The organism is Streptomyces sp. CC208A (assembly GCF_030010625.1).
GTDB lineage: Bacteria > Actinomycetota > Actinomycetes > Streptomycetales > Streptomycetaceae > Streptomyces.
Map to the genome: position 1 here is coordinate 1 of NZ_JASCXN010000064.1, position 15,733 is coordinate 15,733.

The 15,733-nt window shown below is 70.8% G+C and carries 17 protein-coding genes; all 17 read right to left on the reverse strand.

Annotated features, from left to right (window positions below):
* Window positions 1-2,254, reverse strand: a 2,254-nt coding sequence (locus QK442_RS35265; RefSeq protein WP_282698220.1) for a hypothetical protein, incomplete at its 3' end; no start/stop codon positions are given.
* 6 nt (window positions 2,255-2,260) lie between these two features.
* Window positions 2,261-5,608 (reverse strand): phage tail tape measure protein, encoded by a 3,348-nt coding sequence (locus QK442_RS35270; RefSeq protein WP_282698221.1) that lies wholly within the window; start codon window positions 5,606-5,608, stop codon window positions 2,261-2,263.
* A gap of 210 nt (window positions 5,609-5,818) precedes the next feature.
* Entirely contained in the window at window positions 5,819-6,340 is a 522-nt protein-coding gene (locus QK442_RS35275) for a hypothetical protein (RefSeq protein WP_282698222.1), read from the reverse strand.
* A complete protein-coding gene (locus tag QK442_RS35280; protein WP_282698223.1) occupies window positions 6,340-6,813 on the reverse strand; it encodes a phage tail tube protein in 474 nt (157 codons plus the stop codon). Before QK442_RS35280 ends, QK442_RS35275 begins: the two co-directional genes overlap by 1 nt.
* 8 nt (window positions 6,814-6,821) lie before the next feature.
* Window positions 6,822-7,256, reverse strand: coding sequence for a minor capsid protein (locus tag QK442_RS35285; protein WP_282698224.1), 435 nt, complete (start codon window positions 7,254-7,256; stop codon window positions 6,822-6,824).
* A complete protein-coding gene (locus QK442_RS35290; RefSeq protein ID WP_282698225.1) occupies window positions 7,253-7,603 on the reverse strand; it encodes a hypothetical protein in 351 nt (116 codons plus the stop codon). The genes QK442_RS35285 and QK442_RS35290 overlap by 4 nt, the downstream gene beginning before the upstream one ends.
* A gap of 11 nt (window positions 7,604-7,614) precedes the next feature.
* Entirely contained in the window at window positions 7,615-7,929 is a 315-nt protein-coding gene (locus QK442_RS35295; protein WP_282698226.1) for a hypothetical protein, read from the reverse strand.
* A complete protein-coding gene (locus tag QK442_RS35300) occupies window positions 7,923-8,348 on the reverse strand; it encodes a hypothetical protein (RefSeq protein ID WP_282698227.1) in 426 nt (141 codons plus the stop codon). Before QK442_RS35300 ends, QK442_RS35295 begins: the two co-directional genes overlap by 7 nt.
* A 53-nt stretch (window positions 8,349-8,401) precedes the next feature.
* Complete coding sequence (locus tag QK442_RS35305) at window positions 8,402-8,917, reverse strand: hypothetical protein (RefSeq protein WP_282698228.1); 516 nt, start codon at window positions 8,915-8,917, stop codon at window positions 8,402-8,404.
* The gene (locus QK442_RS35310) at window positions 8,917-9,192 is read right to left on the reverse strand and encodes a hypothetical protein (RefSeq protein ID WP_282698229.1); all 276 of its coding nucleotides are present in this window, start codon (window positions 9,190-9,192) and stop codon (window positions 8,917-8,919) included. The genes QK442_RS35305 and QK442_RS35310 overlap by 1 nt, the downstream gene beginning before the upstream one ends.
* Before the next feature lie 89 nt (window positions 9,193-9,281).
* A complete protein-coding gene (locus QK442_RS35315; RefSeq protein WP_282698230.1) occupies window positions 9,282-10,196 on the reverse strand; it encodes a P22 phage major capsid protein family protein in 915 nt (304 codons plus the stop codon).
* A 24-nt stretch (window positions 10,197-10,220) separates the two neighbouring features.
* The gene (locus QK442_RS35320) at window positions 10,221-11,000 is read right to left on the reverse strand and encodes a hypothetical protein (RefSeq protein ID WP_282698231.1); all 780 of its coding nucleotides are present in this window, start codon (window positions 10,998-11,000) and stop codon (window positions 10,221-10,223) included.
* 101 nt (window positions 11,001-11,101) lie between these two features.
* The gene (locus QK442_RS35325; RefSeq protein ID WP_282698232.1) at window positions 11,102-12,217 is read right to left on the reverse strand and encodes a phage minor capsid protein; all 1,116 of its coding nucleotides are present in this window, start codon (window positions 12,215-12,217) and stop codon (window positions 11,102-11,104) included.
* Between the two features lie 13 nt (window positions 12,218-12,230).
* A complete protein-coding gene (locus tag QK442_RS35330; RefSeq protein ID WP_282698233.1) occupies window positions 12,231-13,742 on the reverse strand; it encodes a phage portal protein in 1,512 nt (503 codons plus the stop codon).
* Entirely contained in the window at window positions 13,723-13,938 is a 216-nt protein-coding gene (locus tag QK442_RS35335; protein WP_282698234.1) for a hypothetical protein, read from the reverse strand. Before QK442_RS35335 ends, QK442_RS35330 begins: the two co-directional genes overlap by 20 nt.
* A complete protein-coding gene (locus tag QK442_RS35340) occupies window positions 13,938-15,212 on the reverse strand; it encodes a PBSX family phage terminase large subunit (protein ID WP_282698235.1) in 1,275 nt (424 codons plus the stop codon). Before QK442_RS35340 ends, QK442_RS35335 begins: the two co-directional genes overlap by 1 nt.
* A complete protein-coding gene (locus QK442_RS35345) occupies window positions 15,199-15,696 on the reverse strand; it encodes a hypothetical protein (protein ID WP_282698236.1) in 498 nt (165 codons plus the stop codon). Before QK442_RS35345 ends, QK442_RS35340 begins: the two co-directional genes overlap by 14 nt.
* Window positions 15,697-15,733: the final 37 nt, after the last annotated feature.

Sequence of the window (15,733 nt, forward strand, 5' to 3'; positions counted from 1 at the left end):
AGGCGGGGATCAGGTGCGGGGTCTTGTGGAGCGCCAGTTGCACGGTGGGGACGCGGGACTCGTCCCAGGTGCCCAGATGCAGCAGCCAGGAGGCGATCTGCTGGGGAAGGGCGTCGTCGGCCAGGGACAGGTCTGTGGAGTCGTCGTAGAGCCCCACACCGGCCGGAGGGGCCTGGACCGACATGGGGCCGGACTCCAGCACCGCCCGTCCCGAGGATCCGCCGATGCGGTTGACCGTGCGGTCGTTGCGGGTGGCCTGGTCGTCGTCGACGGGTTCCAGCGGGGGTGCCACGTCCCCGGCCGCGTAGTCGAGGACCATGCGGGGGGTGAGGTTGTAGCGGTACTCCCGAGACCGGTAGGCGAGGGCGCTGGTGGCTCGGTCCTCGGTGAGGACACCGAGGTCGCTGTCGGCACACTGCTGGAACAGGTCGAGAAGGGTCTCGGGACGCTGGGGCCCTAGGGGCATGGAGGCATAGGAGTAGCCAGAGGGGAAGAGGAGGGAGACCGTGCGGGACTCCTCGCCGGCCAGCCGCCACAGGCGCGAGGCGGCCCTCTCCCGGTTGTATCCGTGGTCCGCGCTTGCGTAAGCCTCGCCGACCACGTCAGCACTGAAGACGCCGATGTGGCCGACACGAATGTCGGGGAGACCGGGACCGTATGAGGTGTCGAGGGAGGTGACCCGGCCGACGGTCCCTGCGATGCTGCCGCTGACGCTGATGCCCACACCGTTCACGCGGGTCCATCTGATGGTGTAGCTGATGTTGCCGCCGTTCTGGCGGGCGGTGAACTCCAGACGGTGCCAACCCGCGAACTGGGTGACGGTGGTGCTGATGGCGGAATCGAGGATAAGGGCCCCGGCTGCGTCGTACGCGAAGATGTGGGAGCCGCTGGAGCCCATGGTGATCCGCCAGCGGCGGGCGGTACCCGAGGTGCTCCACGACAGCATCTCCTGCTCGACGGCCGGCGCGGCACCGTCCACGCGGTACGGCATGCACACCGCCCAGACCGTTGACGCCGTGGCAGGGGCCGGGACCTGCCCGCGCATCGTGCCTCCGGGGGCGATCACCGGCAGCGGGGAGGATCCGCCCAGGGTGTCGTCCTGGGCGAAGTCCCAGCCCGTGACCGATAGGGGTGACCCCTTCGAGAGGGGGGAGTACGCCTGTGTCGACCCGGCCGAGTCCTCGCACGGCCAGTAGGCCAGGAGCGAGGTCTGGGACGGCAGTCGCCGGAGCAGTGTCGAGGCGAGGGCCTTCTTGCCCTGGCCGAGCCGCCGCAGCGTGCCGGCGGCTTCGATCGGGGTCCACACGTCCTGGCCGGACGGTGCCCAGCGCGGTGGCCAGGACGACACCACACCGTGGAATCGGACGGCGCGGTTGGTCACCTCGGCCTGACCGCTTTGGCCCATCAGGGTCCACGGCCGGCCGGAGGAGTCTGTCCAGGACGTGGTGCCGGGAGCGAGGGCGCGCAGGTCAGGGGAGGCGACGATGGTGCCGTTGATGCCGTTGCGCAGCTCGGCGCGGTAGACGGGGCCGGTGAGCCCGACGGTGAAGCCGCCCAGGGTGAGCGGCGTGGTGGAGTTGAAGATGCTGGTGGTCGCATCGCCGGTGAAGGTGGCATAGCGGGTCCACGGCCCGTCGAGGGTGGGGGCGGTGAAGAACTCGGTGTAGAACTTGCCCGCCCCGTTGTCGACATCGAGGGTGACGCGGAACGCGGCTCGGCGGGGCGTGTCCGCAGGGATGGTCCAGCCCGCGAAGAAGGGGTTGGTGCCGCCGTCGGGGGACCAGATCAGGTAGAGCGTGCCGCGTTCGACCTGGATCCGGTAGGACTGCTGGCCCACGCTGCCCCACTTGCCGAAGAGGCGGTTGGAGGAGCTCCACCAGTCGCCTTCGGCCTCCACGCGGATGTCGAGGTCGCCGGTGATGTCCAGGGACGCATGGTCCGGGGTCTGGGCGCCGGCGCCCGCTGCGCCGGTGGTGCTCAGGTACGAGGTGGAGCCGGCCACGGAGACGCGGATCGGGGTGTTGCGGCCGATCTGGCCGTAGTACGGGGACATCGGGTTGCGGGGGCTGTACTTGCCGTCCTTGTTGTTGAGGGTGACGGTGCAGCGGGACGGGTCCGATACGGCGGCCCCGTCCGGCTGCCCGCGGGTGATGGTGATCGGGTCGCGGGTGTAGGCGTCCGCCGTGACGTCCGTCCACACCCCGCCCACCTGGAGATCTACGCGTGCGCCGAGCGGGTCGTCGGGGAACGCCACCGTGGTCTACCTCCTTTGCCCGAGCGCGAGTTGTACGTCGCCGCCCCGGTCCTTGACCGCGTTGCGGAGTACTTCGACGAGCAGGTCGTCCATGCGGGACCCGCCGGAGCGGATCTCGATCACCGTCGGGGCCTGCGCCCGGCCGGTCGCGGCCGGCATGCCTGCGCCCCCGTACGCCCCGGCGACCGCCGTCGGTGTGGGCGGCTTGACGAGGTTGGACATCGACGCGTCGACCGCCGAGCGGCCCGACTCGATGCCCCGCACCAGGCCGGCGGGGATGAAGCGGCCGACCGCGGCCATGACCCTCGACGGCGACTTGATGCCGAGGGCCTGCTTGATGGCCTTCTGCATGGCGGTCGCGATCGTGAGCATCTGCCGCTCGATCGCGGACTGCTCCTTCTTCAGGCCCTCGACCAGGCCCTGCGCGGCGCGGATGCCCGCCCCGTACATGGCGTCACCAGCAGCGTTGCCCGCCTTGTTCGCAGCCCCCACGAGCTGCTTCTGGGTGTCGTTGATCTGCTGGATCTGCCCGGACGAGGCAGCAGCAAGGGCCGCGGCTGTAGCCCCTCCCTGCTCGACCCCGGCCTGCGCGATCTGAGAGATCAGGTCGGCGCGTACTCCCTTCTTGCGGAGCGTGCCCAGGTCGGCCGCGAACTGCTTGGCGCGCCTGAGGTCGTCCTGGAGGTTGGCGAGGATGCTCGCCCCGGTGACGCCGTTCTCGGTGTCCTGAGTGATGTTGGCGGCGTCGAGGATGCCTGAGCGGACGTTGGCCACGAGGTCCGCGCGGGCCTTGAGCAGGTCCTGGAGTCGCTTGTTCGCCGCCTTCAGCTTGTTCGCCACGGTGGCCTCGGCGTTGGCCAGCTGCATCAGCCGGGCCGTGCTCCGGTCGATCTGCCGCTGAAGACCGGCCCGCCGTGGTCCGGGCTTCAGGGCGTCTCGGACGATGTCCGACAGCCGTAGGGCTGCGGCCTGGACCTGCTTCGTGCTGCCGGTGAGGCCGAGCACGAGACCGCGGGCGATCCACCGGCCTTGCTCGGCGGTGACCTTGGACGGTGAGGCGATGCCGAGGGCGCGGGCGATCGGGCCGGGGATGACGCTCCGGGCCCAGCTGAGGATCTTCGACTTGATCCAGCCGCCCATGCCCTTGATGCCGTCCCACAGGCCTCGGACGACGTCCCGGCCATGGCCGATGAGGAGGCTGCCGAGCTTGCCGACGGCACGGCCGATCTCCCGGGGGAGGTTGCGCATCCAGTCGAGAAGGGTGCGGCCTTGACGGATCGCACCGTCCTTCGCGCCCTGCCAGTGGCGGGTGATCATGGCGGCGATGGACCAGCCGGCGAAGAACCCGAGAATCCGTCCGGGCAGCTGCCGGAGCCAGTTCATCAGGCCGTCCCACAGGCGCCGGCTGCCGTCCTTGATGGACTGCCAGTGCTTGGCGATCGTGGCCCAGATCGGCCAGCCCGTGAACCACTTGATGAGGTCGAGGCCGAACTGCTTGATCGTCTTGACGAGCCAGTCCCAAGCCGCCACCGTGGCCGCCTTGATCTCGTCCCAGTAGACGATGATCGCCGTGACCAGCGCGCCGACGGCGAGGATGATCCAACCGATCGGTCCCATCGCGATCAGCCACTGTGCTGCCATCGTCGCCGCCCATGCGACCGCGCGCGCGGCCATGAGGGCGAACTGGGCGAGCGTGACCGCGGTGACCCGGAGCACCGCCGCGAGGAAGGTGACGGTCATCCGGACCCCGGCCGCCGCCCAGGCTGCCGCTGTCCGCAGGGCGTTGGCGGTCGCGGACGCGGCCGTCGCGAGGAAAGAGCCCGTGGCCCGGAGCGCCATCATCGCCCACGCGCCGGCCGTCGTCAGCGCGGAGCCGACGTGTGTGGCCGCCGCCTTCAGGGAGGCGGCACCGGAGGTCATCCACGCCCAGACGACCACGCCCATCTTCACCGTGGCGGTGACCGCGAGCAGGGCGAGGGCGGGGATGAGCACGCCGGTGATCACCAGGGCGGCGATCTTGAATTCGGTGGAGTGCTCGCGGACGAAGGTGAAGGCTTTCTCGATCGCAGGAATCACCCGCGCACCGAGGAAGTCCACAAGGCCCTGCATCGCCTGCCGCTTGAACTGCTCGACGCGGACGCCCGCGTTGTCACGGAGGGTGTCGCCCATCTTGTCGGCCGCCCCTCCGACACCACCGAGGGCGTCCACCGCCGCCGACGGGTCAAGCGCGAACAACGCCTTCTGGGTGTCCTCGCTCTTGGTACCGAACAGCTCCAGGGCAACGGCGCTGCGCTCGGCCGGATCCTTCATGCCGCGAAGCCGGTCGAAGACCTGGTCCAGCGCCTTGCGGGCGCCGGGACCACCCTCGATGAATGCCTTCTGCATCTCCTTCCCGGACAGGCCGATCGTCTTGAATGCTTCGTCAGCTTTCTCCTCCCCGGCCTGCGTGATCAGAACGAACTCCTTCAGGGCGTCAGCGATCACGTCGGTGTCGCGGGCGCCGGCCTTCATGCCCTGGCTGAGGAGACCTGTCGCGGTCTTCGCGTCGATGCCGGTCTGGCGGAAGATTGTCGAGTACTCGTTGAAGGTGTCCATCAGGTCGTCGGCCCGGGGGCCCATGATCTGCATGCCGCGGGTGAAGACGTCGAGCGCCTCAACACCGTCCTTCGCCAAGCCGGTCTTGATCGCCTGACCGACGGCGTTGGCGGTCTGGCCGAGGTCCAGCTCGAAGGTGGATGCGAGGTCGGTGACCTTAGTCGCGAGCGACTGGAGCTGAGCCTCCGTCGCCCCGGGCGGGGCAATGCCTGCCCGCATGGTTGCCGAGATGGCATCGGCCGCGGTTTGGAAGTCCTCCGTGACCGCGTCCGCGTACATCTTCCCGGCGATCTTCCCGTACCGCTGGGCCTCCGCTGGAGTCTTCCCCAGCTGGGCGCCCAGACGGGAAGTGATCCGGGACTGCTCCAGGGCCTGTGAGATCCCGGCCGCCAGCACCGCACCCGCCGCCAGGCCGACCCCGGCGGCGAGCATCTTCAAACGCTCCAGCCGCGAGCCGGTCTCCTTGACCGCCTCGTCCGCTCCGGCAGCGGCCTCGTCAGCGAGCGCGTCACCGACAGCCTCACCGGCTCGACGCCCCGCAGCGACGAACCGGCCGCGGGCGTTGCGGAGGCGACCGTCGGCGCCGCGGACGATGCTCTCCCCGAGCTCTTCGCCCACATCCTCACCCGCGCGCTCGGCCTCGTTGCCCATCCGCTGGCCTGCGGTGCGAAGAGCGCGCTCGGTGCGGCGGAGGGAGGGCTCTACGGCTCGGTCGTCGACGGAGAGGACCGCGTTGAGTTCGCCTACGGTGAGAGCCACAGCTCTACCTCCTTCGGGGTGCGCGAGGGTGGTCAGGAGGCGGCGCGAAGTGCCGCTGAAGGCGGGTCTCGGCGGAGAGCAGTCCGAAGATGCGGGCCTTCAGCCAGCGCCAGGAGCGGTCACGGAGGATGCCGCTGCTGGCGTCGATGCCGTACGTCTGATGGAGGTCGGCCTCGATGAGGGGCCACTGCTCCAGCAGGGTCGTCCAGGTCAGCTCTGGGCTTGCTTGCCCTTGCCGCCCTTGCTTCGGGGCTGGGATCCCGCCCTCGTACCATTCGTAGAGGCCGGTGACGGGGTCGTACTCGCCGTGCCCGACGCCGAGGAGCCGCGCGACGCCTGGCGACGTGCCGCCCTGTTCTGTGCTTTTCCCGGCTGCTGCCCGGTTGTCCAGTACTGGGCGGCGGTCTCCTTGTCGGTGGTGACCCAGAACATGGCCGTGAGCGCGATGTGCTTGAACGCGCTCCAGCCCAGCTCGGCCCGCATCGGCTCGTACTGGTCGCCGAGGCACATGCGGTAGAGGTCCCGCTCCTCCTCGTCGTCGAGGACGGGCGCCTCCGGGGCTTTCCCACCGGCGGCGAGGCGGGCGGCGAGGGAGGTGATCCGCTCGATACGGAGGCCGTTGTCGGCGGACGGCTCGGCGATGCGGTAGGTCCGCATCTCTCCGTCCCGCCCTCGGATGGACAGGTCGAGGTACTCGTCGAGGAACGCGTCGAGCGCGCCGAACTCAGCCATCAGGCGGCCGGGTTCGTGATCTGGGCGAGCGGGCCGTGGCCGGTGAGGGTCATCTCGACCTGGTCGAGGGCGGTGTACTCGCCGCCGGACGGGGCCCAGGTGACCAGGGCGATGCCCTCGTACGCTTCCGGCAGGCCGTTGCGGTCGAAGTAGCGGACGTGTACCTCGGAGGCGCTGCCGAAGGCGAAGGCGGCGGCGCGGAACGCCTCGTGGGTGGGGTGGTAGACCTTGACCTGGTCGTTGATCTTGCGGTTGATCGTGACGCCGAGCTCCCAGGACTGGCCGGTCTTGGTGTTCTCGGCCCAGCCGTCGGAGTCGTACGAGGAGCTGTCCTCGATGTTGGGCTCGGCGGCCGGGTTGAACTCGGTGATGCCCGGCACCATCTGCCAGTCGCTGCCGTCCTTGGCGGCCGACATGTCGATCTCCAGGCGCCACCGGCGGGCGAGGGCGGTCACGGGGGTGGGGGTGGACATGGGTCCTCCTAGTCGAACAGGTTGGGCCCGGGCCGTGTGGTCCGGAAGTAGAAGTTGCTGGTCAGCTCCATGCGGCCGTGGTCGTCCTGGCCGATCCACGCCTGCGACTGCCGCCACGACAGAGCCACATGGATGCCGGCGAGCTGGTAGTGCTGGCGGTTGTGGAGTAGGTCGAAGAGGCTGTCCGCGAGGTCGTTGACGTCGTCCGGGTTCCGGCCTGCGCGGAGACGGAACTGGACGCCGGTAATCGCGTCCGTGAGATCGGTGTCCTCCACCGGGTACGTGGTCATCCCGATTGCCCGGTCCGGCTCAGGCGGTACGACCGCGCTGTACAGGCCGGTCTCCCCGGGGCCGATCACGCCATCCGGCCGCCACACGGCGATGCCGGCACCGTCGATGAGGACGCCGAGGCCGCCCAGGAGGCTGGTGGTGTAGCCGCTCACCGCAGGGCCCGCCTCAGCTGGGCGGCGATGAGCGCGCGGACCGTCTGGCGGCCCGCGTTGAGCGAGCGCTCCAGGTACTTCGCCGTCCGCCCGGGCGCGTGCCGGAAGTCCATGCGCTCGTGCTGGACCACCGCGTACGGAGTGTCGTACGAGACCATCGCCGTCAGCGACGACTCGTCGACGGACGCGACCCCGGAGCGCTGGAGCGCGGCCTCATCGAGGGGCACGACCTCGTCGCTCAGCGAGAGGACGTGCTCGGCGCCGAGGAACAGGCCACGGGCGGCGGCCGTACGGAGCTCCCGCGCCGCAGGGCCTCCGTCGAATCGGATCCGGAAGTTCTGCGGCATGGGCAGACCCCCTATTCGAGTGCGATCTCTACGTGGTCGGGGGTGGGCAGGCCGCCACCGTCGCGGGCCTTCGCCCAGATGACGGTGGTGACCTGGCCGTCGGGGAGCGTGACCCGGGACGCCGGCGGCGCGACCGTCCCGGGGTCGGCGTAGACGGTTGACGAGGAGGTGACCTGCTCGCCAGCCGGGGAGCGGACCATCCGAATCTGGGCGTCGAGGAAGCACCGGATCGTCGCGGCGGGGCCGTAGCGGGGGCCGGTGCTGGTGTTGCCGAGGTACGGCTCGACGAGGACCTGGTGGCGCATCAGGAAGCGGGGGATCAGCACGAGGTGATCGCCCCCATTCGGAAGATGCCCGGGGTCAGATCGGGCGAGCGGAGGGCGTCGAGGGCGTCCGGGGCGAGTTGCCGGGCCGGGGAGTCCTCGCCGGAGACGGCGGTGACGGACCGGGACAGCTGGACAGAGCCGATCCCGACGGAGCCCCAGCCGACAGCGTCGGCGCCACTGGGGTTGCTGCCGGTGTCCGCCCACCAAGCCACCTGCGCGCACGTGGCGTTGGCGATCGCCTCGGCGACGACCTCGTTGGTCGGGAACCCGAAGCCGTCCGTGTCGTACATGGAGTACCGCAGGACGGCCCGGTCGAGCATCCGGGACGCCCGGGCGAGCTGCGTCCCGGTGTCGGCCGGCGCCGGGGACGTGCCGGTATAGGCCTCGTACTGGGCGACGGTGGCGTACACGCGGGCCATGGGCGTCTTCCTTCCTGCGTGTGGGCCCGCGCGGGCGCGGGGCCCGGCGGGTGTCAGGCGCTGGCGCCGATGACGTGGATGTCGTAGGTGACCGTGGACCCGGCGCCGCTGTTGGCGATCTTGAGGAGGTCGCCGGTGCTCGCGGTGACCGCGTAGCCGGTCGCGTCGGCCGCGCCGGTACCGACGGCCAGAAACGCCCCCGGCCGCAGGGTGACGGTGCCGGTGGCGCCGAGGAGCGGCGCCCACGCGTTCGCGCTGGCGTTGCCGACGACGACGTTGTTCGTGTTCCCGGCCGCGGCGGCGATGACGATGCCCTTGACCCGGGCGAAGCTGATCGCGCCTCCGAAGGCGTCAAGCAGGACGTCAGCGAGGTCAAGGTCCTCGCTGCCGGACGCGGCGAGCGTGCGCCGGTCCGACCAGACGCGGTCGGCCTTGCCCGCGCCGGTGCCGTCAGCGAGAGACATCGAGCGGGCGAGGGACTGCGGGGCGCGGGTGGTGCCGCCGAGGGTGGTGGTCTTCACCAGCTCGGCGAAGGCGCTGACGGCGAGGACGGTTCCGGAGAGCGTCATCAGCCCTCACCCCCATACTGCTCGATGAGCTGGTCCTTGGTGAGGCCGTCGATCGCGGCCTCCTCGTCGCTGTCCTGCGCGCGGGTGCGGGCGTACGCCTGCCACGCGTCCTTCGGGGCGTTGCGGGCGGGCCGCTCGGTCGGGTCGGCCGGCGGCGCGGGGGGCTGCTCGGGCACCGGGTCCAGGCGCGTCCAGTTCGGCAGCATCTCCAGCCGCGGGCTGGGCTGCTCGTACTCGACGACGTCACTGGTGTTCTCGTTGCGGTATTGCGGCATGGGCCCCTCCCAGGGCTCAGGGCAGGGTTGACGGGGCGCCGGCCGGGAAGGTCCGGCGCCCGTAGGCCGTGCTCAGGGTCTGGCAGGGGTCAGGCGACGTCGGCGCCCTTGATGAGGCACGCGCGGTTCGCGTCGAGGGTCTTCGTGCCGTACAGGCAGTCGACGGAGACGACGGTCTGCTTGTACTTGATGTCGTAGTCGTAGACCACGCGGAGACCAAAGCCCTTGTAGGACATGATCGTCGCGTCCTGCGCGCCCGGGGGCACGTCCAGGGTGCGGGTGACCAGCGCGAAGGCGGTCTTGTGGAACGCCACGCCGACCTCGGTCGTCGAGTTGCCGCTGGTCTGGGCGGGCTTGGCGATGTTCTGCGTCATGTACGGGTCGAAGCCGAACACCCGGCGGCCGAGGGACGCGTCGGTCAGGCCGTCGGTCGAGCCGCGCTTGTCGGCCTCGTGGAACAGCGGGTCGCCCAGCCACTTCGACGCCGTGGTCGGGCCGACCGCAACGCGCCGGTCCGGGATCGGGACCTTCGCCGTGTCCAGGACCCGGCCGGCCTCGATGAGCGAGCGCGGGTTGTCCCACGCGAACTCGTTGTCGCCGGCGACAACACCGACTTCCTGGGTGATGTCGTCGCGCAGGGCGAGGAGGTCGCGGTCGATCTTCTGGGAGATCGCCTCCATCATCGGGTCGAGCAGCTGGACGCCGAAGTCCTCGATGTCGAGGGTGAGCTGCTCGGTGGTGACGGTGGTGGAGACGTCCGCGAGGTGGTTGAGGACGATCGGCACGCCGGACTCGGTCGCGTCCTGAGGCACGATGCCGGTCGCGCGGTTGAAGTCCGTGGCGGTGAACGTCGCGGGCTTGCGGACGGTGATGGTGTCGCCCTGCTTGCCGCGGAAGTCCGCTTCGTAGTCGCGGTGCACGAGCTGCGCCATGACGGTCGACTCGTACAGGGTGGCGAGCGCCCGCTGGGCGATGAGGTCGGGGGTCAGGAAGGTGTTGGCCACGGGGGCCTCCTATCTGGGGGAGGGTCAGCCCTGGCGTGCCTTGCGGCGTGCCTCGCGCTGGGCCTCGATGCCGGTGGGCTTGGTGGTCTTCTCCGAGCTGCCGGAGAAGTCGCCGCTCGTCCGCGTGGGCGCGGTGGGGGCGGCCTTGAGCTTGGGGTTGTCGGTCACGGCCTGCTTGATCGCGGCCTGGACCTTCTTCGCGAACTCGGCGTCGGACGGGTCGAGGTCGGCGATCGACCGCAGGAACGTGCGGGAGTCGGTGAGGGCGTCGGGGTCGGCGCCGTGCTTCGCCGCGCCGCGGTACACGGCCAGCTCGACGGCGGTCTCGCGGTGCGCCTTCTGCGTCCGCTCGATCTCTGCGGTGAGCTTCGCCGGGTCGGGTGCCTCGTCCTTGTCGTCCTTGATCAGGCCGAGCGCCTTGCCCATCTCCTGGACGAGCTGCGCCTTGGCCTCCTCGGCCGCCTGCTTCTTCGCCCCCGTACGGGCCTTGGCAGCCTCCGAGTTGGCCTGCTTCAGCTCCTTGCGGAGCCGCTCCAGCTCGGCCGCCGGGTCCTCGTCGTCCTTCTTCGCCGGGGGCCGGGGCTTGGGCTTCTCGTCCTTGGCCGCGTCGTCCTGGTCGTCGTCGCCGGTCCCGCCGGTGTCGTCGTCCTGGCCATCGTCGTCACCGCCGGTGTCGTCGGTGGAGGCGGAGTCGTCTCCGTCCCCGCCGTCGGCGTAGAGGAACGGTGCGAAAGGGCCGTGGCCGTACGGGTGCGCCCACCCAGCGCCGTCGAGGCGGTGGCGGGCGAGAGTTCGCTTCTGCATGCGTGCACTCCTGGTGCGCGTCGGGTGGGTGGGTGTGCCCCGCGCCTGGCGGGGGTTGTGCGATCCGTCCCGCGCCTGGCGGGCGGAAGTCTGGGGGCCCGTCAGCGGGCTGTCGTGAGCTGCTCGCGGTGCGGCTTCCTCGGGAGACCGGTCTCCACGACCAGCTCACGCACCCGCGCCTGATACGCCCGCACCCGCGCCCGGGTCTCCGCCCGCCGCCGGTCGTCCATGGCCGCGGCCTCCAGCCGCTTCCACTTCCGGATCTGCCGCTCGAAGTACCGCTGCCGCTGGGTGTCCTCGTACGTACCGCGCGACGGCTGCGACGCCGGGACCCGGGACACGCCAGGCAAGTACGCGGAGACCGTGTGCCGGCAGTTCGGATGCAGCAACCCCTTCGCGCGCGCCTCCGGCAGCGACCCGGCCACGTGCACCGTGACCGTCTCACCGTCCCGGACCGCGTCTTCCACCTGCACGTCACGCGCGCCCGGCGGGCCCGTGCGGGTCAGGATCTTCCGCTCCCACGGGCGGCACAGCTCGCACTCCTCCGGCGACTGCGACACGATCACCAGGGCCACCCTGGCGGCGCCGAGGCGGTCGGTGTGGGCGTCGATCGCGGCGCGGGCGGTTGCGGACCGCATCGCCATCTCGACGTACGAGCGCAGCTCCCACGACCGGCCCGAGCTGTCGACGAAGCCGCGGATCCCCCGGCTGGCGAAGTCGTCGAGCGCGGACTGGGCTGCCTGACGGCGGGTCTGCGCGCCGAGCAGCGGGGCGGCAGCCGCCCGGGCCACGACGTCCCGGTAGGCGTCCATGGAGGCGCGCAGCATCCGCAGGTACACCGGGCCGGTGTCGTCGATGACCGCGCGCGCGAGCCGGTCCACGACCGGCGCCGTCGGCACCGTGGTGAGCGCGGCGGCAGCCTGCCCGGTGCCCAGGGCGCCGAGCTCGGCGACGGCCGCCTGCTGCCCGCGGTCGTAGGAGTCAGCGATGGCCTGGTGGATGGCGCCGGACGCGTCGGTCCGAAGCGCCGCGATCACCTCGTCGATGGCGGCCTGGAGGTTCCCGACGGCGGCCAGCTTCAGTTCGGCCCACGCGGGCGAGTCGAGTCCCTGGGCAAGGGCGCGCCGAATCCTGTCGATCAGGACGCCCTCAGCCGCCTCGTACAGGTCGGCGACGGCCGCCGCGAGGGTCTCGGTCATGGCCGGGGAGACGGGCATGACCAGCCACCTCCTACGGGATGTCGCCGGCCTGGAACGGATCCGGTACGGCGGTGCCAGCCTCGGCCTGGATACGTTGGACCTCGGCGGCCACCTGGGCGTCGTCCCATTCGGGATGTACCGCCCGGACGAGGGTGTCCGTCGAGGCGGCCTGCGCGCGGCGGAGCACGTCGGCAGTGTTCGCCAGGGTGAGCGGGTCCTCCTGTACGGAGTCCTCGAACTCGACCGTGGGTCGCTGCGGGATGATGGGGCCGCCGAACACGTGCCGGTCGACCGCCAGGAGCGCCTCCACCAGATGCGCGAGCTCGGGCCGCCACCGCAGCACCTTCTTCCCGCGGGTCGTCATCGACCTCCGCTCTCGGGCCGTGACCTCCGTGGCGGTGACGGCGACGTCGCCGCCGATGCCGAATGTCTGCCCGCTGTACCCGGCGCTGCGAAGGATCTGGTTGACGAGGTCTTCGGCCGTCTCGCGGTGCTCCTGAACGCGGATCGCGAACTGGGCCACCGTGAGCGCCATGCCGTCGCCGCGGGCGAGGACGTTGATACCGGCGAACGCTTCCTGGTCCGGGTTCCAGTTGACGCCGCGGCCGGGCCCGTTGGACTGGAGGTAGGACTCCGGGACGACGAGACGGCCCTTGCCAAGGCGGATGTCTCGCATCCAGCTGGAGTACGTCTCGTCCAGGGCGTCCATGAGGGGCTCGACGCCGTCGAGGTCGCTGCGGCCGAAGTCCTTGAGGCGCGGCGCGGACCGCCAGCGGCGGGTGGGCTGGTTGGGGACGTACACCACGTCGAGCTTGTCGTAGCCGGTGGCGATGGCGCCGTCCGCGTCCACGAGCGTCGCGAAGCCGGCGGTCGCGGCGGACTCCTCCAGGGGGACCGGGTGGCCGAGGTTGTCGCTCGTGCCCTGGTAGAGGCCGTGGAGGATGCGGCCGGGTTCGTGGCGCTGGAGCCAGCGCCAGACCTGTCCGTCTTCCTCGCGGACGACCTTCCAGAAGGTGACGGACGAGAGCCTGCCCCAGGTGAACTCGGGCAGGGCCCGGTCGGCGTGCTCGGCGGCGATCCACGGCCGGTCCGCTACGTCCTTGTCGTACACCGGGCGCAGGTAGACGCCGCCGAGCGCGGCCCCGACTTCGGCGGCGGTCTGGAGGGTGGCGAGCATCCCGTCGTCGACCAGGTCGTCGAGGCGGGCTTGGGTGGCCTCGTCGTCCACGGTGAACTTCGGCGGCTCGCTGAACAGCAGGTCGGCGCTGCCGCCGCACAGGTCGCCAGCGAGCGGGACGTGGAGCTTTGTGCGGCGCTCGCCGGGGGCGGTGGGGGTGCCCCACCACCAGCGGGCGATGCGGCCGACGACGCCGCCGGAGAACTGGGCGCGCTTGGGGTCAGGGGCGCCGCCGGACCGGCCGCCATAGAGGCGTTCGAGGCGGTCGGTGTCGCCGGACCACCAGGTGTCCCAGGTGTGCATGGAGTCGAGGGCGGGCCCGAGGTAGGGCGGGGGCCAGGTGGTGTTACCGGCGGGCAGCGGCATCGGGCACCTCCTCGTCGGGCTCGGTCGGGTTCTCGATCTCGTCAGCGGCGGCGCGCAGCATCGCGGCCAGCTCGGGGCGGCCGTACTGGAGAGCGCCGCGTTCATCCGCCAGGTCGAGGGCGAAGTCGCCGAGGTGGAACTCGGTGGTGGCCCCGACCCGCATGAAGACGGGCAGGGTCAGGCTGGTCGAGGCCATCAGGCGGCTACCTCCAAGCGAGTCGGCATGTACGGGCGCCACAGGGCCTCGGTCGTCCGGACGCCGTAGCGGAGCGCGTCACAGCTGTGGTCGTTCTCCTTGATCGGCTTGTCCTCGCCCCGCTCGGCCGCCGCGTCGTCCCACGAGTAGCCCGGGAGTTCGTCGATCAGGCCCTGCGCGGACTCGTGCACCAAGAGCTGGCCGGTCGAAAACAGGCTGCTGACGGTGCGGATGCCGTCGAGGACCGCGTTGTCCGCAGCCGTCACGCCCGTCACACCGTCCCGGTGCAGCTGCTCGATGTACGAGGCCGCCGACGGATCCACGATCGTCCACTCCGGCTGTACGCCGACTACGTTGCTCTCCGGCTGCGGCACCCGGGCCAGCCACCCGCGGCGCGCCTTCGAGTACTCGGCGTCAGTCATCTGTCGGCGGGCCCTGCGGGAGTCGTGCCTGTATTCGGAGACGACGTACAGGCGCCGGTCCGTGCCGAGCCCGATGAGGAGGTCGGCGTACGGGTTGACGGTGCCGTAGTCGATCGCGTCGCACAGCCACCGCTCGATCCGGGGCAGCGTCTTCACGACGTGCCGCTCGGTGTCGAAGGACTCGTAGATCGCGCCTTCGGACTGCACCCAGTGGCCCAGGATGTAGCGCCGGAACCACAGGCCGGTGAAGGAGCGGCGCATCCGCTCGCGGTACGTGTCGTCGAGGGCCGGGTTGTCGTCCATGACGAAGTGCCAGCGGCGGATGCCGAGTTCGTCGGCCTTGTCGAGCCAGTCCTTGCGGACCCAGTGGCCCGGGTTGTCAGGGTTCGTGGTCGCGAAGATCTTCGCGCCCGGCACCGACATGCGGTCGACGAGCCGCTTGAAGAACTCCTGGGGGATCAGGGTCCACTCGTCCACGTACGCGCCGGCTCCTGTGAGGCCGCGGATCCGGCCCTCCGCCTTCTTGTCGTTGGCGGTGATGACCTCGATCTGCCGGCCGAGAATCCAGGCGACGGACGCGCCGCGGGTGTACCGGACGGTCTTGGCCGCGGCGCCGAAGAGACTGACGTCGGTGAGGGGGCCGAAGACGTTGCGGGCGACGGTGTCGAACGTCTTCCCGATGATGACCAGCTCGCCGCCGGACGGCGCGGTCTCGACGTACATCAGCCAGCGCAGCAGCGACGCAATGGTCTTGCCCGACCGAACGCTGCCCTCCCACACGTTCAGCCACGAGCTGGCGTGCGCGATCGAGATCTCCTGCTTGTCCGACAGGCCGAAACTAGCCGTCCCCATGCCGGTCTCGGAGCTTGTCGTACAGCGACGTCAGCAGCGAACCGACCTGCTCCGTGCCGTCCTCGTCGAACGGCGGCACCAGGCGCAGCGACTGCGCGGCGGCCGAGGTGGCGGCGGCCATCAGGGCCCGCTTGTCGGCGGCCGGCGGCTCGGGCAACTCCCGCTTCTCGAAGGTGTTGTCCTTGCCGCCGAAGTTGAAGACGGTCGCGGGTTCCCAGACCTGCGCGGAGAGGCGGAGTGCGTCGTCGGTGAGGGCTTCGGCGAGGATCGTGCGCTTCTCGGCGAGCTGGGCCATGCGGTGACGGGTGGCCCCTTCGGTGCGGGTGCAGTCGAATTCGAGGCCGAGGCGGGCGGCGATGATCGAGATGGTGCGTCCGCTGCGGTCCAGGCGGCGGGCAATCTCGTTCCGGCCGAGGCCCTGTGTGTGGAGGTCGCGGACCTGCTGCTCGTCTTCCTCGCCGACGGGGCGGGGCTTCCTGGCCATGGGGTCACCTCCAGGCATGCGAAGGCCCGTCCGCCGG